Here is a 21,665-nt window from a genome sequence, read left to right as displayed (position 1 = left end):
CGCGATCCATCACACGGAAGGTTTTGCATCGTGACGGCGTATCAACACGCCCACAAGGGGGAGTACGACCTCGGGACCCCGGCTCCGCCTCCGCAGTGTCCCGCCCACAGCAAGGACAACGCCGTGCCGCTCGGCGGCCCCCGCTTCCACACCGACCCCGCAGGGCACTACCGCGAGATGCGCGCGGAGCACGGCCCGGTCGTGCCTGTGCTGCTGCCCGGAGACGTGCCCGCGTGGCTGGTGATCGGCTACCAGGAGATGTACCAGGTCACCACCGACTCACGGCTCTTCCCCCGCGACTCCGGGCTGTGGAACCAGTGGGAGACGCTGCCCGAGGACTGGCCGCTGCGCCCCATGATCGGCGAGCGTCAGCCGTCCATCTACTACACCGTCGGCGCCGAGCACCAGCGGCACCTCCAGATGGTGCAGACGGCCATGGAGGGCATCAGCCCGCTCGAACTGCGTACGCACTGCGAGGAGTTGGCCGACCAGCTACTCGACTCCTTCTGCGCGCGGGGCGAGGCCGACATCATCTCCGAGTACGCGAAGCCGCTGCCGATCCTCGTGCTCGCGAGGCTGCTGGGCTTCCCCGACTCCGACGGGCCCGGCCTGATCAAGGCGATGACGGACCTCGCCGACGGCGGGCCCGAAGCCCTGGAGGGATTCCAGCACTTCGGGAAGAAGATCCACGAGCTGGTGGCGGAGAAGCACCTCGCGCCCGGCGCCGATCTCACCTCCTGGATGCTCGCCTACCCCGAGCACTTCACGGACGAGGAGTACGCGCTCGACCTGATGGCCATCACGGCCGCGGGCCATCTGCCCACCGCCGACTGGATCGGCAACTCCGTACGCCTGATGCTCACCGACGACCGCTTCGCGGCCTCCCTCACCGGGAACCGGCGCAGCATCCCCGAGGCGATGAACGAGGTGCTGTGGGAGGACACCCCCACGCAGATCCTCGCGGGCCGCTGGGCCGCCGCGGACACCTGGCTCGGCGGGCAGCGCATACGCGAGGGCGACATGCTGCTGCTCGGTCTCGCCGGAGCCAACGCCGACCCCAAGGTGCACGTCACCGCCGAAGGCGCCGACACGGGCCTGCGCGGCGGGAACAGCGCCCATTTCGCCTTCAGCCACGGCGAGTTCCAGTGCCCGTTCCAGGCGCAGGAGATAGCGGAGACGATCGCCCGCGTCGGCATCGAGGTGCTCCTCGACCGGCTGCCCGAGATCGATCTGGCCGTGCCGGCAGGCGCCCTCGCACGCCGCCCCTCGGCCTTCCTCCGCGGAATGACCGCGCTGCCCGTCCACTTCGCCCCCACTCCCCCGACCGAAGGCAGGTCATGAGCCTCCCCGCCTCCACCTCTTCCTCCGACGCCGGGCAGGCCGAGTGCCCGATAGTCATCGACCCGATGGTGCGCGACCTCGACGGTGAGACCCGCAGGCTACGCGATACGGGCACCCTCGCCCGCGTCGAACTGATGGGCGTGCCCGCCTGGTCGGTGACCCGGCACGCCGCGGCGAGGCGGCTGCTGACGGACCAGCGGCTGGTGAAGGACATCGAACGGTGGACGCTGTGGCGCGAGGGGCAGGTCACGCGGGAGTGGCCGCTGATCGGCATGATCGACGCCGGGCGTTCGATGTTCACGGTGGACGGGGCCGAGCACCGCAGGCTCCGTACCAAGACCGCGCAGGCCATCACGCCGCGCAGGCTGGAGAATCTGCGCCCGGTCGTCGAGTCCATCACCCACCGTCTGCTGGACGATCTGGAGGAGCAGGGCGCGCGGGGCGAGGTCGACCTCAAGGCGGTCTTCGCACTGCCGCTTCCGATGTCCGTGATCAGCGAGCTGATGGGCGTCGATCCGGCGCTCCATCCGCGGCTGCACACCCTCTACAAGGCGTTCTTCTCGATGCTGACGCCGCAGGCCGAGCGTCTCGCCGTGATCGACGAACTCGACGTCATCTTCACGGACATGGTCAGGGCACGTACCGCCGAGCCGCGCGACGACCTGACCAGCGCGCTGATCCTCGCGGACCAGGGCGGCGAACCGCTCACCGAGGAGGAGGTCGTCGGCAACCTCAAGGCGATGGTCGCCGCCGGGCACGAGACGACGATCGGCCTGATCCTCAACGCCGTACGGGCGCTTCTCACCCACACCGACCAACTGGAGATGGTGCTCAAGGGCAAGGTCGGCTGGGACGCGGTGGTCGAGGAGACCCTGCGCTGGGACACACCCACCACACATCTGCTGATGCGCTTCGCCACGGAGGACATCGAGGTGGACGGCACGGTCGTGAAGGAGGGCGAGGGCGTCGTCATCTCCTATCGCGCGATCGGCTGGGACCGTGAGCAACACGGCCCGGACGCCGACCGGTTCGACATCACACGGCCCACGGCCAGTCGCCATATGACCTTCGGTCACGGCCCGCACATCTGTCCGGGCGCGGCCCTTTCCAGACTTGAGGCGGGCATCGCGCTTCCGGCACTCTTCGGCCGTTTCCCAGGCATCCGCTTCGCGGTCCCGGTCGAGGAGATCGTCAACCAGCCGGTGCTGACCCAGAACGACCTGCGGTCCTTCCCGGTGCTGCTGAACGACGCTTGAAGCGGTAGCGGGTACGGGGACGAGGACGCCCGCGGAGTCGACGGGGCGTCCCCGACCCGCTCGTCATGGCCCGAGCCGTCATCCCGTCATGGACCGGCTCCGGTTCGGCGCCGCCCCGTTCGGCACGGCTCGTTGCGCCCCGGCTCGCCCCGGGCCACCGGGGGGACCCGGCCCGCCTCTCCGTACGCGGCCGGGCGTTCACGGATGCCCGGCCGCCCACGGGACCGGCGGGACCGCTGGGAGCGGTCACGGAGGCGGCTCCGCGGAGCCCAACTCGGCGCCGGGCTACGGCTCTTGGCGCCCGCCCCGGACCCGCAGGCCTCCCCTTACAGACGAACTCGCGGGCGAACTCACGGACGAACTCGCAGACGGACTCACAGCCGGACTCGCGGGCGACCTCCGCACCCGGCCTCCCATCCGACCGTCCGGGCCCCGTACGAGCCCCCGCCGACCCCCCGATACGGCCCCCAACCCCCGGAAATCCAGCGCATACACCCGCCAGGGCCCCTACCCCGCCGGGCGAGTGAACGCGCGTCGCGGCCATGCGCGCGGCACCGGCACTCCAGGCGAAGCAGATAGAACAGGCGGAAGATCACAAACCGTCCGCCTGTTCCACTCCGCACCAAGGTGAAGCAATGATCGGTCGCATCCCCGTCCTGGACGTACGTCCCCTCGTCGACTGCGGGCGCCACCCCGCCAAGGCCGTACCGGGCGAGACGTTCGAGGTCTCGGCCACCGTCTTCCGCGAGGGCCACGAGGCCCTCGGCGCCAACGTCGTACTGCGTGACGCCACCGGCCGCCGCGGCCCGTGGACCCCCATGCGCGAGGTCGCCCCCGGCACCGACCGCTGGGCCGCCGACATCACCCCTGACAGCGAAGGGAGATGGACCTATGCGATCGAAGCGTGGAGCGACCCCATCGCCACCTGGCGCCGTCAGGCGAAGCTGAAGGTCCCCGCCGGCATCGACACCGAAGCGGTGCTGGAGGAAGGCGCGGTGCTGCACGAACGCGCCGCCGCCGACGTGCCCAGAAGCGAGGGCAAGGACGCCGTGCTCGCGGTGGCCGACGCGCTGCGCAGCCGCAGCCGCGGCGTCGCCGCACGGCTCGCGGCCGCGCTGACGCCGCAGGTGACCGCCGTACTGGACCGCTATCCGCTGCGTGAACTGGTCACCGCGACCCGCCCGCTGCCCCTCCAAGTGGAGCGTGAACGCGCGCAGTTCGGGTCCTGGTACGAACTCTTCCCGCGTTCCGAGGGCGCGGTGCTCCCGGAGAAGGAGGGCGAGCCCCCGGTCTCCGGCACCTTCCGCACGGCCGCCGCCCGGCTGGACGCCGTCGCCGCCATGGGCTTCGACGTGGTCTATCTGCCGCCGGTGCATCCCATCGGGGACGCCTTCCGCAAGGGCCCCAACAACGCGCTCTCCGCGGGCCCGCACGACGTGGGCTCGCCGTGGGCCGTCGGATCGGCCGCCGGCGGCCACGAGGCGGTGCACCCCGACCTGGGGACCGTGGAGGACTTCGAGTACTTCGTCGAACGCGCCCGCGGCCTGGGCATGGAGGTCGCACTCGACTTCGCGCTCCAGTGCTCGCCCGACCACCCCTGGATCAAGGAGCGCCCGGAGTGGTTCCGGCACCGTCCGGACGGCACTATCGCGCACGCCGAGAACCCGCCGAAGAAGTACCAGGACATCGTCCCCCTCGACTTCGACACCGATCCGTCGGCCTACTCGTCGCTCGTACGGGAGACCCTGCGGCTGCTGCGGCTGTGGATGGCGAGGGGCGTACGCATCTTCCGCGTCGACAACCCGCACACCAAGCCGGTGGTCTTCTGGGAGAAGGTCATCGGGGACATCAACCGCTCCGATCCCGATGTCGTCTTCCTCGCCGAGGCGTTCACCCGCCCCGCGATGATGCACACCCTCGCCAAGGTCGGCTTCCAGCAGTCCTATACGTACTTCACGTGGCGCAACTCCAAGCAGGAGCTGACGGAGTATCTGACGGAACTCTCCGGCGAGGCCGCCTCCTATATGCGGCCCAACTTCTTCGTCAACACCCCGGACATCCTGCACGCGAGCCTCCAGCAGGGCGGACGCCCCGTCTTCGAGACGCGAGCCGTGCTCGCCGCGACGCTCTCCCCTTCCTGGGGCGTCTACGCGGGCTACGAACTGTGCGAGGCCAAGGCGGTGCGGCCCGGCAGCGAGGAGTACCTGGACTCGGAGAAGTACCAGCTACGCCCCCGCGACTGGGCCGCAGCCGAGGAGTCCGGGCGGACCATCGCACCCCTGATCGGGCAGCTCAACAGGCTTCGCCGCGCACATCCCGCGCTGCGTTCGCTGCGCTCGCTCACCTTCCACCACTGCGACAACGACCAGGTCATCGCCTTCTCCAAACACCATCCGGGGCAAGGCGGCGACCAGACCCCGGAAGCGCACGGCCCTGACCAGGACACCGTGATCGTCGTCGTCAGCCTCGACCCGAACCGTACGCACGAGGCGACGGTGCACCTCTCCGAGCACGACCTGCGCCGCTTCGGCCTCAGCCCGGCACAGGCCGAGGGGCGGGAGTCCTTCCCGGTGCACGACGAGCTGACCGGACGGACCTACGACTGGAGCAGGAGCAACTACGTGCGCCTGTCCGCGGGCGGCGACTCCCCCGCCGCCGCGCACGTCCTCACGCTGCGCCCCCACGACGCCCACCACGCCGGCTACACCGACCACGCCGACAACGCGGCCCCCGACGACCCGAAGGGCACTCACCCATGACCGTCAACACCCCCGTACAGGACACGTTCGAGGACACGCCCGCGAAGGACCGCGACCCGGAGTGGTTCAAGCGGGCCGTCTTCTACGAGGTGCTGGTCCGCTCCTTCCACGACAGCAACGGCGACGGCATCGGCGACCTGAAGGGGCTCACCTCGAAGCTCGACTATCTCCAGTGGCTGGGCGTCGACTGCCTGTGGCTGCCGCCGTTCTTCAAGTCGCCGCTGCGGGACGGCGGTTACGACGTCTCCGACTACACCTCCGTACTGCCGGAGTTCGGGGACCTGGCGGACTTCGTGGAGTTCACCGACGCGGCGCACCAGCGCGGCATGCGCGTCATCATCGACATGGTCATGAACCACACCAGCGACCAGCACCCGTGGTTCCAGGAGTCGAGGCACAATCCCGACGGGCCCTACGGCGACTACTACGTCTGGGACGACAAGGACACCCGCTACCCCGACGCCCGCATCATCTTCGTCGACACCGAGACGTCCAACTGGACGTTCGACCCGGTGCGCAAGCAGTACTTCTTCCACCGCTTCTTCTCCCACCAGCCGGACCTCAACTACGAGAACCCGGCGGTGCAGGAGGAGATGATCTCCGCCCTGCGCTTCTGGCTGGACCTCGGGGTCGACGGCTTCCGGCTCGACGCCGTCCCGTACCTCTACGCCGAGGAGGGCACCAACTGCGAGAACCTGCCCCGCTCGCACGACTTCCTCAAGCGCGTACGCGCCGAGATCGACGCCCACTACCCCGACACCGTGCTGCTCGCCGAGGCCAACCAGTGGCCGGAGGACGTGGTCGACTACTTCGGCGACTACGACAAGGGCGGCGACGAGTGCCACATGGCCTTCCACTTCCCGGTCATGCCGCGCATCTTCATGGCCGTGCGCCGCGAATCGCGCGATCCCGTCTCGGAGATCCTCGCGAAGACGCCTGAGATCCCCTCCGGCTGCCAGTGGGGCATCTTCCTGCGCAACCACGACGAGCTGACCCTGGAGATGGTCACCGACGAGGAACGCGACTACATGTACGCGGAGTACGCCAAGGACCCGCGCATGCGCGCCAACATCGGCATCCGCCGCCGCCTCGCGACGCTCCTCGACAACGACCGCGACCAGATCGAACTGTTCACCGCCCTGCTGCTGTCGCTGCCCGGCTCCCCGATCCTCTACTACGGCGACGAGATCGGCATGGGCGACAACATCTGGCTCGGCGACCGGGACGCGGTGCGCACGCCGATGCAGTGGACCCCGGACCGCAACGCGGGCTTCTCCTCGTGCGATCCGGGCCGCCTCTGCCTACCCGCGATCATGGACCCGGTCTACGGCTACCAGGTCACCAACGTGGAGGCGGCGATGAGTTCGCCGAGTTCGCTGCTGCACTGGACGCGGCGGATGGTGGAGATCCGCAAGCAGAACCCGGCGTTCGGGCTCGGCACGTACACCGAACTCCCCTCGTCCAACCCGGCCGTGCTCGCCTTCCTGCGCGAGGTGCGGCTGCCCGACGGGGGCGACGACCTGGTGATGTGCGTGAACAACTTCTCGCGCTTCGCGCAGCCGACCGAACTGGACCTCCAGTTCTTCAACGGGCGGGTCCCGGTCGAGCTGATCGGCGGCGTCGCCTTCCCGCCGATCGGCGAACTGCCGTATCTGCTGACGCTGGGCGGCCACGGCTTCTACTGGTTCCGGCTGCGCGGGCCGGCCGAACGGGACGCGCATCTGTAACACCCGCCGGGAACCCGCCCGGAGACAGCGCTGAGGCCCGGAGCCGCCGACCGGCTCCGGGCCTCAGCCGTAGGCCGCCGGGTGAAGATCTCCGACACGGCACTCACAAGCGGACACAGAACACCACATTTAGACACAATCTGCGTGCTTTTCGTGTACCCGGGGAAAGGACGCCAGACGTCATGTCGGAAAGTTCCTTGTCCCGCACAGCCCTTCGGACGGACACCGTCCTCTCCGCCGGCGAACTGCTCGGCCCGCTCTCCCGGCCGCTCGCCGAATGGCTGCCCCGGCAGCGCTGGTTCGCGGGCAAGGGCCGCCCGATCAGCGGTTTCGCCCTCGTCGCCGCCACCGGTTTGCTGCCGTGCGACGGTACGGGAGATGCTCCCGGGCTGATCCATCTGCTGGTGCGGGCACGGCAGTCCGGCAGTGACGCGGAGTCCGCCGACTGCTATCAACTGCTGCTGGGCGTGCGGGACGCGGCATCGCCGTTGCCTCCCGTCGACGACGGCTCACTCATCGGTCGGCTCTCGGGCGGGCCGCTGCACGGCCGCGTGGTCCATGAGGCGCTGCACGATCCGCTTCTCGCCGCACATCTGCTGGAGCGGATCACGACCCCGGGAAGCCTCGGGCCGCTGCGCTTCCGGCTCGGGCCCGACGCCACGGCGCCGAGAGGTCTCGCGCCACGCCCGCTGGCAGCGGAGCAGTCCAACTCCTCGGTGGTGTACGGCGATCGGTACATCCTCAAGCTCTTCCGCCGCGTCGAGCCGGGCGTGAATCCGGATCTGGAGCTGCCGCTGGCGCTGGCACGGCACGGCTCGCGGCGGGTCCCGGCGCCGACGGCATGGTTCGAGGCCGAGGTGCCGGCACCGGCCGGTGACCGGTCCGAAGTGGCAGCGGGGCCCGAAGCGGTGTCGGTGTCCGCGACGGGCGCGGCGGTCCCGGTGGGCACGGCGGACACGCAAGACGTGAAGGGCGCGGCGGTCGCGGTGGGCACGGCGGACACGGCTCGCCCTCCAGCCGGGGCGATGACGCTCGGGGTGCTACAGCCCTATCTGCCGGGCTGCCGCGACGGCTGGCAGCTCGCCCTCAACGCCCTCGCCGAGCGGCGTGACTTCACCGCCGAGGCCCGCGGCCTGGGCCGTGCCACCGCGGAGGTGCACACCGGCCTCGCCCGGGCGCTGCCCACCTGCGTACTGGCGCGCGACGCCCTGGAGAGCACTGCGGCGGCGATGACGGAACGGCTGGACGCGGCAGGCCGTGCGGTGCCCGAACTGCGCCCGTACCGGCCGGGACTGCGTGACGCCTTCCGCGCGCTCGCCGCCCTGGGGCGCTATGGGCACACCTGCCACGCGCAGCGCGTACACGGCGATCTGCACCTGGGACAGGTGCTGTCGGGCCCCGAAGGCCACTGGTCGCTCATCGACTTCGAGGGGGAGCCCGCGCGGCCTCTCGCGGAGCGGCGCGTGCCGCAGCCGGTCGTACGCGACATCGCCGGGATGCTGCGCTCCTTCGACTACGCGGCATGCCAGCGGCCCTGGGCCGAGCCGGATGCACGATCCGGCACCGGCTCCGGCTCTCGCGCAGGGTCCGAAACCGGCTCCGGTGAAGAGTTCGCACGGCGGTGGGCCGCCGCCAACAGGGCCGCGTTCTGCGCCGGTTACGCCGAAGCCTCCGGCAGCGACCCCCGTGACGAGGCCACTCTGCTGCGCGCGTACGAGACCGACAAGACGGTCTACGAGGTCCTCTACGAAGCCCGGCACCGGCCCACCTGGCTGCACGTCCCGATGTCCGCGATCCGCCGCCTCGCGGCTGCTCCGCCACACCCGTAGGCGGTGGACCGCTCGTCCGAACGGGCCCTGTCCGCAAGCCGCCGACGCAATCAGGAGGTTCTGATCGTGACCGTTCCCCAGTCGCCCGAGCCCGACGGAGACGCACAGCCGCACGTTCCCGCCACCTTTCTGCCCGCCCGTGGCAACGGCCCGGCCGGAGACGTGCGTTGGGGCCGTACGCTCGCCGCGCTGACCGGTCCGGCCGCACATCCGCCCGGCGGGTCCGCCGCCGCCGGATCGAACGGAGCGACCGGGCAGAGCGGGCCGAACATGCCGAACGTGCCGAATTGGCTCAACGGGCCGAACGGGCAGGGCAGATCGCACAGGCAGCGCACGCGGTTGCCGGGCCCGGCGGCGGCTCAGCAGCGGGCCGCCGTGCGGGCGGCGACGGCGCGTGCCACGACGCCCCTGCGCGCGACGGCGCCGACGAGGGCGGGCGGCGCGGCCGTGCCCCCGCCGTCGCCGGAGCGCAGCGAGCGCCCGGATACCTCCCGCTCCCGGCCGAAGGCCGCGCCCGAGCCCGAGCCCGAGCCCCAGCCCGTGTCCGTGCGAGACCCGGCACCGGCGCCGCCGCGGTCGGCCGATGCCGGCTCCGCGCCCGAAGAACCGCGCCCCGTACGGGAGATGCCACGTGCCGAAGCCGCGCCCGCGCTGCCCGGCGAGGACCGCGAACGGCTGCTCGCGGGCACCCACGACGATCCGCACGCCCACCTCGGCCCGCACGTCACGGAAGACGGAGACATCGCCGTCCGCGTGCTGCGGCCCTCGGCACGCTCGGTGGCCGTAGTCCTCCCGCACGGCGACGCCCCCGAACCCACGCACGTACAAGGGGCCGCCGGCCACGGCGGAGAGGGCGAGCGCGTGCTCGAACTGCTCGACGAGGGCGACGGCTTCTTCGCGGGAGTGGTCGCCTCAACCCCGGGCCCGCCCTCCGAAGCGGAAAGCGCACCGGACAACGGACGGGACAGCGCACCGGACAGCGCGCTGGAAACCACCGGGCTGGAAGGCGCCGACGCCCTTGTTCCCCGGTACGAGCTGCTGGTCCGCTACGGCGAGCAGCCGGACGACGAGGCCGTCCGAGTCGCCGACGCCTACGGACTGCCGCCCGCGCTGGGCGAGTTGGACCTGCGGCTGTTCGGCGAGGGCAGACACGAGGTGCTCTGGCGGGCGCTCGGCGCACGGACGATGACCCACCGCGGCGTCACCGGCACCCGCTTCACCGTGTGGGCTCCGAACGCGCGTGGTGTGCGCGTCGCCGGTGACTTCAACCGCTGGGACGGCACCGGCTGCCCGATGCGTTCACTCGGCGCCTCGGGGGTGTGGGAGCTGTTCCTGCCGCAGGTCGCGGACGGGGCGCTCTACAACTTCGAGGTCGTACGGCACGACGGAACGCGAGCGCTGCACGCCGACCCCATGGCGCGGTCCGCCGAGGCCCCGCCGGGGAACGCCTCCGTCGTGCACACCTCCGGCTACCGCTGGGGCGACGGCGACTGGCTCGACCGCCGCGCCTCGGGCGACCCGCTCGCCTCGCCTCTCTCCGTCTACGAGGTGCATCTGCCCTCGTGGCGCCCGGGACTGACGTATCGCGAACTCGCCGACCAACTGCCGCAGTACGTAAGGGAGACGGGCTTCACCCACGTCGAGCTGATGCCGTGCGCCGAGCATCCCTTCGGCGGCTCGTGGGGCTACCAGATCACCGGCTTCTACGCGCCGACTTCGCGGCTCGGCGGCCCGGACGACTTCAAGTACCTGGTGGATTCGCTGCATCGGGCGGGCATCGGCGTGCTGATGGACTGGGTGCCGGCGCACTTCCCGAAGGACGAGTGGGCGCTGGCGCGCTTCGACGGCTCCTCCCTCTACGAGCATCCCGATCCTTCGCGTGCCGAGCATCCCGACTGGGGGACGCTGGAGTTCGACTTCGGGCGGCCCCAGGTGCGTAACTTCCTGGTGGCCAACGCCGTCTACTGGTGCGAGGAGTTCCATATCGACGGCCTCCGCGTCGACGCCGTCGCCTCGATGCTCTATCTCGACTACTCGCGCGGCCCCGGCGAGTGGACGCCCAACTCCTCCGGCGGGCGCGAGAATCCGGACGCCGTGGCGCTGTTGCAGGAGATGAACGCCACGCTGCACCGGCGGTGCCCGGGTGTCGTCACGGCCGCCGAGGAGTCGACCACCTGGGACGGGGTGACAAGGGCGACGGACCAGCCGGGCGAGTGCGGATTCGGCGGTCTCGGCTTCGACTTCAAGTGGAACATGGGCTGGATGCACGACTCGCTGGGGTACATGAGGCATGAGCCCGGCGAACGCACCCACCGCGGCGGGCAGTTGGCGCGGGCCATGAGCTACGCCTACGCCGAGAACTTCATCCTTCCCGTCTCCCACGACGAGGTCGTACACGGCAAGGGGTCGCTCGTCGCGAAGATGCCCGGCAGCGACGTGTCGCAGCGGCGCGCGGACCACCGGGCGTTCCTGGCCTTCATGTGGGCGCATCCGGGGAAGCAACTGCTGTTCATGGGACAGGAGTTCGCGCAGGACAGCGAGTGGTCGGAGGAACGCGGCCCCGACTGGCGGCTGCTGGGCCCGTCCACGGCGGACGCGGACGGGCACCGGGGGGTGCGGAAACTGGTGCGCGATCTCAACGCCCGCTACACCGGCACGCCCGCGCTGTGGCAGCTGGACGCCGACCCGGCCGGGTTCGCCTGGGTCGAGGACGGCAGCAGCGGCGCGGCGGGGGCTGGCGGCGGCGCCGGTGCGAGCGTCTTCGCCTTTCTGCGCTTCGACGCCGAGGGCGATCCGCTGCTGTCGGTGAGCAACTTCTCGGCGGTGCCCGTGAGTTCGTACCGTCTGGGCGTGCCGTACACCGGGGGTTCCGGCTGGCGCGAGGTGCTGAGCACCGACGACGTGCGCTACGGCGGCAGCCGCAAGAACACGACCGGCCCCCGTACGTTCACCGCCGAGGCGCACCGGTCGCACGGGCAGCCGGTGTCGATCACACCGGATGTTCCGGCGCTGACGACGATGTGGTTCCGCCCGGCCTGACGGAACGGGCAGGAGGGGGACGGACCTGCGCCTGGGGCCCGCACGGTCTTGTACCGTGCGGGCCCCGGCGTGAGTCGCGGGCGGGCGGCGCGCACCGGTGGTCCGGCGGCGCGGCGCCCGCCGCGTCAGCCGTCGCCCTTGCTGGTGGACACCGTCTCGGCCGGGGAACCTGAGCGCGCCCCGGGCACCTCTCCGCCCGTACCGCCCGCGTCGTCGCCCGCGTCGGTGTCCTGGAGCGAGGACTCGTCGAACGGCAGCTCCCCGGACAGCACCTGCTTCACCCGGTCCCGGTCGATCTCCTTGGTCCAGGTGCCGACCAGGACCGTGGCCACCGAGTTGCCCGCGAAGTTCGTCAGCGCGCGTGCCTCGCTCATGAAGCGGTCGATGCCGACGATCAGGCCGACGCCGTCGACGAGTTCGGGCCTGTGGGACTGAAGGCCGCCCGCGAGCGTGGCCAGACCGGCACCGGTGACACCGGCCGCGCCCTTGGACGCCACGAACATGAAGATGAGCAGCGAGATCTGCTGACCGATCGTCAGCGGGTCGCCCATCGCCTCGGCCACGAAGATCGACGCCATCGTCAGATAGATCATCGTGCCGTCGAGGTTGAAGGAGTAGCCCGTCGGCACCGTGATGCCGACTACGGGCCTGCTGACGCCCAGGTGCTCCATCTTCGCGATGAGGCGCGGCAGCGCCGACTCCGACGACGAGGTGGAGAGGATCAGCAGGAACTCACGCGCCAAGTACCTGAACAGGGCGAGGACGTTGATCCCGGTGACGGCCTTGAGCAGCAGGCCCAGCACGCCGAAGACGAAGACGACACAGGTGACGTAGAAGCCGATCATGATGATCGCGAGCGACTTCAGTGCGTCGAGTCCGGTCTCGCCTACGACGGCCGCCATGGCGCCGAAGGCACCGACCGGAGCCGCCCACATGACCATCGCGAGCACCCGGAAGACCAGCCGCTGAAGGTGGCCGATGCCCCGCAGCACGGGCTCGCCCGACGGCCCCATCGCTTGCAGCGCGAAGCCCACAAGCAGGGCGATCAGGAGCGTTTGCAGCACCTCGCCCTCGGTGAAGGCCGAGACCATCGTGGTGGGGATGATGCCGAGCAGGAACTCGGCCGTGCTCGCGCTCGCGCCCTTGGCCTCGGCGGCGCCGGCGTTGCGTGCCTCGTCGGTGATCTGAAGGCCGTGGCCGGGGTCGAGGACGTTGCCGACGACCAGGCCGATGGCGAGCGCGACCAGCGACATCGCCAGGAAGTAGCCCAGCGCGAGACCGCCCACGGCGCCGACCTTCGTGGCCTTGCGGACCGAGCCGACTCCCAGCACGATCGTGACGAAGATGACGGGGGAGATCATCATCGTGATCAGGGAGACGAAGCCCTCGCCGAGCGGCTTCAGCTCCTTCGCCGTGTCGGGCGCGATGAAGCCGAAGGCCACTCCGAGCACGACGGCGCCGATCACGGCCAGATACAGATAGTGGGTGCGGTCCCGCCTCGTACGGGTCCGCTCGGGCGGCGCCGGTGACTCCGGCGGTGTCTGCTGGGACACGTCGGGCTCCTCGTTCTGCGTCTGCGTTGTTGCGTTTGCGTTGTGGCGTCCGCGTTGTGGCGTCCGCTTCCGCGTTCTGGGTCCGCGTCGGCTTCCGCGTTCGCCTCTGCGTCGGCTTCCGCTTCCGCGTCTGCTTCCGCTTCTGCTTCGTTACGGCTCTGACCCGGCGTACCGCTCCGGCTCGTCCTCGGCGGAGGCCGACCGCGCTCGGCCCGAGTCCCGGCGACTATGCACCCCGTAGTGACGGGCGTCACGGTTGCGTGCATTACGTGCACGGAAATTCCACGAGGCAGACTGTCCGCATGCGCACTCCCCGTGCACCCCGGCCTCCCAGGAGCCTCGCAGGGCAGCTCTTCGCCATGCAGGTCGTGCTGGTCGCGGCGGTGGTGGCCGGATGCGCGGTCTTCGCCTACGTCACGGACCGTATGCAGGCGGAGGAGTCGGCCCGCCACCGCTCGTCGGCGACGGCCGGTGCGATCGCACGTTCCCCGTCCGTACGGGAGGCGATACGCGGGCCGCGGCCGAGCGAGGAGCTGCAACCGTACGCGGAGAAGGTGCGCCACGACACCGGAGTCACGTTCATCACGATCATGAACACCGAGGGCATCCGCTGGACGCATCCCGACCCCGAGCGGATCGGGGGCCGCTTCGTCGGGCACATAGGGCAGGCGGTGAAGGGGCGCACGTTCCACGAGACGTACACGGGGACGCTCGGCCCGTCGGTTCGCGTCGTGACGCCGATCTGGGACCACGGGCGGGTGGTGGGCCTGGTCAGCGCGGGCATCGCCGTGGACACCATCACCGAGGAGCTACGACGCCAGGTGGCGGCGTTGCTCGCTGTCGCGGGCGGCGCGCTGGCACTCGGCGGCATAGGCACGTATGTGATCAACGCACGGCTGAGGCGCCACACTCACGGCATGAACGCGGCCGAGCTGAGTCGTATGCACGACTACCACCAGGCGACCCTGCACGCGGTGCGCGAGGGGCTGCTGATGCTGGACGGGCAGAAGCGAGTGGCACTCGTCAACGACGGTGCGCGCGAACTGCTGGGGCTGCGCGGCACCGGACGGGACGCAGGAGAGCGAGACGCACGAGGACGGGACGGCGCCGGGGAGCGCGACCGGCGTCAGGGGGACGGGGAAGCGCCCGTGGTCCTGGGGCGCAGCGTGGCGGACCTGGGGCTGCCGCGGGCACTGACGGGCGCGCTGCTGGCGTCCGAGCCCCGAGTCGACGAGGTTCATCTCACCGACGACCGCGTGATCGTCGTCAACACCTCGCCGGTGGACGGCGGTGAGCAGCGCGGCACCGTGGTGACGCTGCGGGACCACACCGAACTCCAGTCGCTCGCGGGCGAGTTGGATTCCGTACGCGGCTTCGCGGAGGCGCTGCGCTCACAGGCGCACGAGTCGGCGAACCGGCTGCACACCGTGGTCTCCCTGATCGAACTGGGCCGTACGGACGAGGCGGTGGAGTTCGCCACGGAGGAGCTGGAGCTGGCACAGGCGCTCACCGACGAGGTGGTGGCTGCCGTGGCGGAACCGGTGCTCGCCGCGCTGCTGCTGGGCAAGGCGGCACAGGCCAGCGAGCGGGGAGTGGAACTGTCGCTGAGCCCCGGCAGCCACATCGACGACGGGCTGCTGCCGCCCTCCCTCCCCCACCGTGACGTGGTCACCGTGCTGGGCAACCTGATCGACAACGCGGTCGACGCGGCGGCCGACTCCGGTGCCGCACAGGGGACTTCACGACAGGGGACTTCACGACAGGGCACTTCACGTGTGGGGGTGACCGTATGCGGCGAACGGGACGCGGACGGCGCCACGGCCGCGCTGCTGCTCAAGGTCGCCGACTCGGGACCCGGCGTACCGCGGGAGGCGGCCGAGTCGGTCTTCGAGCGGGGCTGGACGACCAAGTCCCCGTCGTCGTCCCGGTCGTCGTCCCCGTCGTCGTCCCCGCCCTCGTCACGGCCGGACGGCGGCCAGGACCACGGAATCGGCGCCAGCGACGGCGACGGCAACCACAGCAGCAACGGCGGTGGCAGCAGCACCGCGTCCGGCACCCCCGGGAACCCCGGCAATCGCGGTGACTTGGCCCGCGGACCCGCCCGCGGTCTCGGCCTGGCCCTGGTGCGCCAGACGGTGCGGCGCCATGGCGGCACCGTCGAGGTCGGCCAAGGGCCCTACGGCGGCGCGGAGTTCACGGTACGGCTGCCCCTTTCCGGAGGCGAGCGATGAGCGGCCCCACGGGCGGTCCCCCGGAGAAGGCGGACGCGATCCGGGTACTGGTGGTGGAGGACGACCCGGTGACGGCCGACGCACACGCGCTGTACGTCACCCGCGTACCGGGCTTCGCCGTAGCGGGCGTTGCGCATTCGCGCGCCGAGGCGCTGCGCGTGCTGGAGCGTACGACGGTCGATCTGATCCTTCTGGACCTGTATCTGCCGGACGGTCACGGGCTGGCGCTGCTGCGCTCGCTGCGTGCCGCGGGCCGTACGACGGATGTCTTCGCGGTGACCTCCGCCCGCGATCTGGCCGTGGTGCGGGAGGGCGTCTCACTGGGCGTCGTACAGCATGTGCTCAAGCCCTTCACCTTCCCGGCGCTGCGCGAACGGCTGCGCCGCTACGCGGAGTTCCGTTCTACGACGGCGAACGCCCGCGGTGAGGCGGCCAGTCAGGCCGAGGTGGACGCGGCGCTCTCGGGACTGCGCGCCACACCCCGGACCTCCGCTCTGCCCAAGGGACTCAGCGCGGTGACGCTGGAAGCGGTGACGGGTGCGCTGCGCGAGGCAGGCGAGGCGGGGCTCTCATCGAGCGCGGCGGCCGAGGCCCTCGGCGTCAACAGGATCACCGCACGGCGCTACTTGGAGCATCTGGTCGCGGACGGCAGCGCGGAATGCAGCCCGCGCTACGGGCAGGTGGGGCGCCCGGAGCTTCACTACCGCTGGCGGGGATGAGCGAACGGGCGCGAGCGGGCCGGGACTTGAGCGGACCGTGGTGAGCCCGTCCGGGCACCCCGGGACTCGAAGGACCCAGCGAACTACTTGGGGGACCTGGAGGGCTTGAGGGGCACAGACCCCGCGAGATCAACTGGAACCTTTCCTTACCTTTCTATTGTCTGGACCAATGCGAGCACGCTAGCGTGCGGCTCCGCACCACGCTTCCGGGACGGCGCCGCTTGTCCCCGGACCGTCCGTGCATCCCGGAACCGGCCCCGGCCCGATCCTGACCGGTACCGGCTTGAAGCCCCATCCGATCCCCAACCGATTTCCGCATTCACGACGGGAGTTCGACGTGGCCCCCCACCTCACGCCGCGCAGACGGATCGCACTCGCGCTCGCCGCTGCCCTCACCGGCTCGGCGGCCCTCGCGGTCAACGCGTACGCCACCGCGGACAAGAGCGAAGGCAACGACACCGCCAAGGCGAAGGCCGCCGCACCGAGCGGGCTCAACGGCCCGTATCTCTACCTCGGTTGGGGCAACCCGCCGAAGGCCGCCGACCTGCTCAAGGAGACCGGCCTGACCCAGCTCACCATGGCGTTCGTCCTCTCCGACGGCGGCTGCTCGCCCGCCTGGGACGGCAGCAGGCCACTGGAGGGCGGCCAGGACGCAGAGACCATCAAGGCCGTACAGGACGCGGGCGGCGACATCACCCCGTCCATAGGCGGCTGGAGCGGCAGCAAGCTCGGCGAAGTGTGCTCCAGCGCCGAGGAGTTGGCCGGCGCGTACCAGAAGGTCATCGACGCGTACGGGCTGAAGTCGATCGACGTGGACATCGAGTCGACGGAGTTCGAGAACGCCGAGAGCCGCCAGCGCGTCATCGACGCACTGAAGATCGTCAAGGAGAAGGACGCTGACACCAAGGTCTATCTGACCTTCGGCACGACGCCACAGGGCCCCAACGCCAACGGCAAGGACCTCATCAAGAAGGGCGCCGACGCCGGACTCGACGTCGACGGCTGGACGATCATGCCGTTCGACTTCGGCGACGGGACCACCGACATGGCGGCGGCCACCAAGTCCGCGGTGGACGGCCTGGCCAAGACGGTAGGCGAGGCGTACGGCATCTCCACCGACGACGCCTACCGCAAGGTCGGCTTCTCCTCCATGAACGGCAAGACCGACGTGGAGGGTGAGTCGGTGTCACCGTCCGACTTCCAGGCGATGGTCGACTACGCCAAGGAACACCACCTGGCGCGGGCGAGCTTCTGGTCCGTCAACCGCGACCGCCCCTGCGACGGCGGCGGCGCCGACTCCTGCGGCGGCATCGACCAGAAGCCCTGGGAGTTCTCCAAGATCCTTGCGGGCTATACGGGTTGAGCATGGCCACGGGCGTCCGGCTCCCGGTCCGCGACGGGCGGTCATGAGGGCGCGCTCCGCACGCGTGGCCGAAAACGTTCATAACAACGTTGTCACGGTGTTGAACTGCGCGTCCGCACGGCCATTGACCTGAACACGACGGACCGGGAGATTGTACGGACAAAGCAGCCCCACGCGGCCTGCGGCCCCTCTCGGTGGCGCCAAACGGCCGTGGCCCGAGGAGGTCATGCCCGTCATGTCCGTGATGCCCGCGCGCTCCACCTCTCCCCTGGTCCTCAGCATCGCCGCCGTCCTCGCCGCAGGCACTCTCACCGCCTGCGGCGGGGGCGCGGCCGGCGATCCCGACACGATCAAGATCGCCTTCCCGAAGGACACGGACAACAAGGTCACCGTCAGGGACAACTACGTCAAAGACATGGCCGAGGAGTTCGAGAAGAAGAACAAGGGCAAGAAGGTCAAGATCATTCCGATCCAGGCCTCCGCCCAGGACTACGTCACAAAACTCCAGCAGATGATGCGCTCCCCGAAGACCGCGCCGGACCTGGTCTACGAGGACACCTTCCTCATCAACTCCGACATCAAGAGCGGCTATCTCCGCCCGCTGGACGACTACGTCGGCAAGTGGGACGACTGGAAGAAGTTCGACTCCACGGCGAAGACGGCTGCCAAGGCGCAGGACGGAAAGATCTACGGCATCCCCGACGGCACCGACACCCGTGCGCTGTGGTTCAACAAGAAGATATTCAAGAAGGCCGGGCTGCCCGAGGACTGGCAGCCCAAGACCTGGGACGACGTGCTCGAGGCCGCCCGTACGGTCAAGAAGAAGGCACCGGACAAGATCCCGCTGAACGTCTTCACGGGCAAGGGAGTCGGCGAGGCCGCCGCCATGCAGGGCTTCGAGATGCTGCTGTACGGCACCGGCCAGGACCCGCTGTACGACAAGAAGTCGAAGAAGTGGGTCAAGGGCAGCAAGGGCTTCAAGGACAGCCTGGACTTCGTCAAGACCGTCTACGGCGAGAAGCTGGGTCCCGAGGTCGACCAGGCGCTGAGCCCGACCATGCAGACCAAGGTGGTCACCGACCTGCTGCCCAAGGAGAAGCTCGCCATCGCCCTCGACGGCTCCTGGCTCGGGCAGCAGTGGCTCAAGACGGGCGGCAGCCCGTGGCCCGAGTGGGACGAGACCATGGGCATGGCCCCCATGCCGACCCAGAACGGGGAGGCCCCGGGCGAGGTGAGCATGTCCGGCGGCTGGACCTGGTCGATTCCCCAGAAGTCGAAGAACCCCGACCTGGCCTGGAAGATGATCCAGCACATGCAGAGCCAGAAGAACGCGGTCGAATGGTGCGTTCGCGGGGCGCAGATCGCAGTGCGCGAGGATGTCGCGGCCGACCCGAAGTACCTCAAGTCGATGCCCGGCATCAAGTTCTTCACCAAGCGGGTCGACAACACCGAGTACCGTCCCACGCTGCCCGTCTATCCCCAGGTCTCGACCGCCATCCAGGAGGCCATGGAAGGCGTGACCACCGGGGACTCGTCGGTCGAAGAGGCCGCCAAGTCCTATGACGAGCAACTGGAGTCGATCACGGACGGAGCGGTCGTCGAGAAGTGAGCACCACCGACCTCGCCGCCGTCGGCAGGGAGGTCCCGGGGCGGGCAGAACCGCCCCGGGACCGGCGGCCCGCACGACGGCAGAACCCGTGGCGATGGCTGCCCATCACCCCGGCGACCGTCCTGCTGCTGCTCTTCCTCGCCGGGCCCATCGCCTACTGCGCGTACATCGCCTTCACCGACATGCAGTTGACGGGGCAGGCCTCGGCATCCTTCGTCGGATTCGACAACTTCAAGAAGGCCTTCGGGGACGCGAACTTCCGCAACTCCGTCGTCCTGACGCTGATCTTCACCCTCGTCTCGTCCATCCTCGGCCAGAACACGCTCGGGCTGACGCTGGCCTCGCTGATGGCGCGCTCGACCAAGTTCGTACGGTCGGTGACCGGGGCCGTCGTGATCTGCGCCTGGGTGCTCCCGGAGATCGTGGCCGGCTTTCTGCTCTACACCTTCTTCAGCAAGGAGGGCACGCTCAACGAGATCCTGGCGTTCCTCCATCTGCCGTCCCAGAACTGGCTGTTCACACTGCCGATCATGGCCGTCTCCTTCGCGAACGTCTGGCGGGGTACGGCCTTCTCGATGCTCGTCTACTCCGCGGCGCTCTCGGAGATCCCCAAAGAGGTGACGGAGTCGGCCGAGGTGGACGGCGCCGGCTCCTGGCAGCGGCTGTGGCACATCACGCTGCCGATGATCCGCCGCTCCATCGGCACCAATCTGATGCTCAACACCCTCCAGACGCTCTCGGTCTTCGGGCTCATCTGGGCCATGACGCGAGGCGGTCCGGGCAACCGCAGCCAGACGCTGCCGATCTTCATGTACGACCAGGCGTTCAACAAGTCCCTCATCGGCTACGGCACCGCGGTGGCGCTGCTGCTGCTGGTGGTCGGCGCGCTGTTCTCGGTCGTCTATCTGCGCCTGATGCGCGAGGAGGTCTGAGACCGCATGGCAGCCATCTCCGAAGCCCCCGCCCCCGAGGCCGCGGCGGGGCCGGCTCCCCGGCGGCCCCGGGTACGCCCAGGTTCGAAGCTCAGCCGCACCACGCGGCAGCGGCTGGCCGCCGACCTCGGACTGCTCGTCATCCTGGGGGCGTTCGTGCTCCCGCTCCTGTGGCTGATCTTCGCGTCGGTCGACACCGACCCGTCCATGAAGGTCGCACCGCCGTCGGGCCTCACCGCCGACAACTTCTCAAAGGTGCTCACCGACGAGATCACCTTCACGCCGATGCTCAACAGCATGCTGCTGTGCGGCAGTGCGACGCTGATGACGGTGACGGCGGCAGCGCTGGCCGCCTATCCCCTCTCCCGCTACAAGGCGCGCTTCTCCCGCCCGTACCTGCTGACCATCCTCTTCAGCACCTGCCTGCCGATCACAGCCGTCATGGTGCCGGTCTACGCACTCTTCGTTCAGGTCAACCTGATCGACACCATGCACGGCACGTCCTTCTTCCTCGCCACGTCCCAACTGCCCTTCGCGATCTGGCTGATGAAGAACTTCATGGACGGCGTGCCAGTGGCGCTGGAGGAGGCGGCCTGGACGGACGGAGCGAGCTGGTTCCAGGCGCTGACGAAGGTGATCCTCCCGCTGATGGGTCCGGGGTTCGCCGTGGTGACCGTCTACAGCTTCATCCAGATGTGGGGCAACTTCTTCGTCCCGTTCATGCTGCTCATCACGCCCGAGCAACTCCCCGCGTCCGTCAGCATCTTCACCTTCTTCGGCAACCTCGGCTCCATCGCCTTCGGTGAGCTCGCCGCGTTCTCGATCCTCTACTCCACGCCGGTGCTGCTGCTGTACATCCTGATCTCGAAGCGGCTGGGCGGAGGGTTCACGCTCGGCGGTGCGGTCAAGGGCTGAGCGCACAGGGCCCGCCGGGGCTTCCCCTGGCGGGCCGCCTTCCCGAGACTGAGGCATGGCCTTCATCGTCTTCATGACTCTGCCGGGGCTCGTGATACTGCTCACCGTCCTGGCCTTCACCGATCAGCTTCTGCTCCAGATCGGCCGGACCCGCGTGCTGCCGTGGCGCAACCCCGGACGTCAAGGACAGGTGTCCGCGGTGGGGTTCGAGCAGCTTCACGCGAGCTTCTCGGCCGGAAAGCAGAACGAGCTGAAGGAGCGCCAGTCCGCGCTGATGCTGCGGGACGACGAGGAGGACGGCGCCCCGCCGAACCGCACCAGGATCGATCTGGACAGCGGGACCGCCGTGGTACGGCTGCCGGGACGCACGCCTTAGACGACCGCGGCCGGGG

14 protein-coding genes are annotated in these 21,665 nt (G+C 69.8%); 13 read left to right on the top strand and 1 reads right to left on the bottom strand.

The genetic code is table 11. The features are described 5' to 3' along the window. Positions 1-30: 30 nt before the first annotated feature. The 6 genes from MMA15_RS20715 to glgB all read left to right on the top strand — a co-directional run bounded on the left by MMA15_RS20715 (position 31) and on the right by glgB (position 11,951). A complete protein-coding gene (locus MMA15_RS20715; protein ID WP_372498278.1) occupies positions 31-1,341 on the top strand; it encodes a cytochrome P450 in 1,311 nt (436 codons plus the stop codon). Next, positions 1,338-2,597: a cytochrome P450 family protein gene (locus MMA15_RS20710; protein ID WP_241061635.1), complete on the top strand. Its 1,260-nt coding sequence runs from the start codon at positions 1,338-1,340 to the stop codon at positions 2,595-2,597. The genes MMA15_RS20715 and MMA15_RS20710 overlap by 4 nt, the downstream gene beginning before the upstream one ends. Before the next feature lie 635 nt (positions 2,598-3,232). Then, positions 3,233-5,356 (top strand): alpha-1,4-glucan--maltose-1-phosphate maltosyltransferase, encoded by a 2,124-nt coding sequence (locus MMA15_RS20705; RefSeq protein ID WP_241061634.1) that lies wholly within the window; start codon positions 3,233-3,235, stop codon positions 5,354-5,356. Continuing rightward, a complete protein-coding gene (gene treS, locus MMA15_RS20700; RefSeq protein WP_241061633.1) occupies positions 5,353-7,083 on the top strand; it encodes a maltose alpha-D-glucosyltransferase in 1,731 nt (576 codons plus the stop codon). Before MMA15_RS20705 ends, treS begins: the two co-directional genes overlap by 4 nt. A 182-nt stretch (positions 7,084-7,265) precedes the next feature. Then, positions 7,266-8,912, top strand: a complete 1,647-nt coding sequence (locus MMA15_RS20695) for a maltokinase N-terminal cap-like domain-containing protein (RefSeq protein ID WP_241061632.1) — start codon at positions 7,266-7,268, stop codon at positions 8,910-8,912. A 270-nt stretch (positions 8,913-9,182) separates the two neighbouring features. Then, on the top strand, positions 9,183-11,951 hold the full coding sequence (gene glgB / locus MMA15_RS20690; RefSeq protein ID WP_372498363.1) for a 1,4-alpha-glucan branching protein GlgB: 2,769 nt from the start codon (positions 9,183-9,185) through the stop codon (positions 11,949-11,951). Positions 11,952-12,076: 125 nt separating this feature from the next. On the opposite strand, the gene MMA15_RS20685 is transcribed toward glgB, so the two are convergent. Next, entirely contained in the window at positions 12,077-13,504 is a 1,428-nt protein-coding gene (locus MMA15_RS20685) for a cation:dicarboxylate symporter family transporter (protein ID WP_241061631.1), read from the bottom strand. 302 nt (positions 13,505-13,806) lie between these two features. Between MMA15_RS20685 and MMA15_RS20680 the strand changes: the two genes are divergently transcribed. From MMA15_RS20680 to MMA15_RS20650, 7 genes are all read left to right on the top strand, one after another. Next, entirely contained in the window at positions 13,807-15,735 is a 1,929-nt protein-coding gene (locus tag MMA15_RS20680; RefSeq protein ID WP_241061630.1) for a sensor histidine kinase, read from the top strand. Next, positions 15,732-16,454: a response regulator gene (locus MMA15_RS20675; RefSeq protein ID WP_241061629.1), complete on the top strand. Its 723-nt coding sequence runs from the start codon at positions 15,732-15,734 to the stop codon at positions 16,452-16,454. The genes MMA15_RS20680 and MMA15_RS20675 overlap by 4 nt, the downstream gene beginning before the upstream one ends. Positions 16,455-16,791: 337 nt before the next feature. Continuing rightward, on the top strand, positions 16,792-17,817 hold the full coding sequence (locus tag MMA15_RS20670) for a chitinase (protein WP_241061628.1): 1,026 nt from the start codon (positions 16,792-16,794) through the stop codon (positions 17,815-17,817). Positions 17,818-18,052: 235 nt separating this feature from the next. Continuing rightward, positions 18,053-19,426: an extracellular solute-binding protein gene (locus tag MMA15_RS20665; protein WP_372498277.1), complete on the top strand. Its 1,374-nt coding sequence runs from the start codon at positions 18,053-18,055 to the stop codon at positions 19,424-19,426. 98 nt (positions 19,427-19,524) lie between these two features. Next, positions 19,525-20,358, top strand: a complete 834-nt coding sequence (locus tag MMA15_RS20660; protein WP_241063326.1) for a carbohydrate ABC transporter permease — start codon at positions 19,525-19,527, stop codon at positions 20,356-20,358. 6 nt (positions 20,359-20,364) lie between these two features. Next, on the top strand, positions 20,365-21,273 hold the full coding sequence (locus MMA15_RS20655) for a carbohydrate ABC transporter permease (protein ID WP_241061627.1): 909 nt from the start codon (positions 20,365-20,367) through the stop codon (positions 21,271-21,273). 55 nt (positions 21,274-21,328) lie between these two features. Continuing rightward, positions 21,329-21,649 carry a DUF6191 domain-containing protein gene (locus MMA15_RS20650; protein WP_241061626.1) on the top strand — a complete coding sequence of 107 codons (321 nt, stop codon included), beginning with the start codon at positions 21,329-21,331 and terminating at the stop codon, positions 21,647-21,649. Positions 21,650-21,665: the final 16 nt, after the last annotated feature.

It is taken from the genome of Streptomyces marispadix (assembly GCF_022524345.1).
Taxonomy (GTDB): domain Bacteria; phylum Actinomycetota; class Actinomycetes; order Streptomycetales; family Streptomycetaceae; genus Streptomyces; species Streptomyces marispadix.
This window is presented reverse-complemented; position numbering and strand designations above follow the sequence as displayed.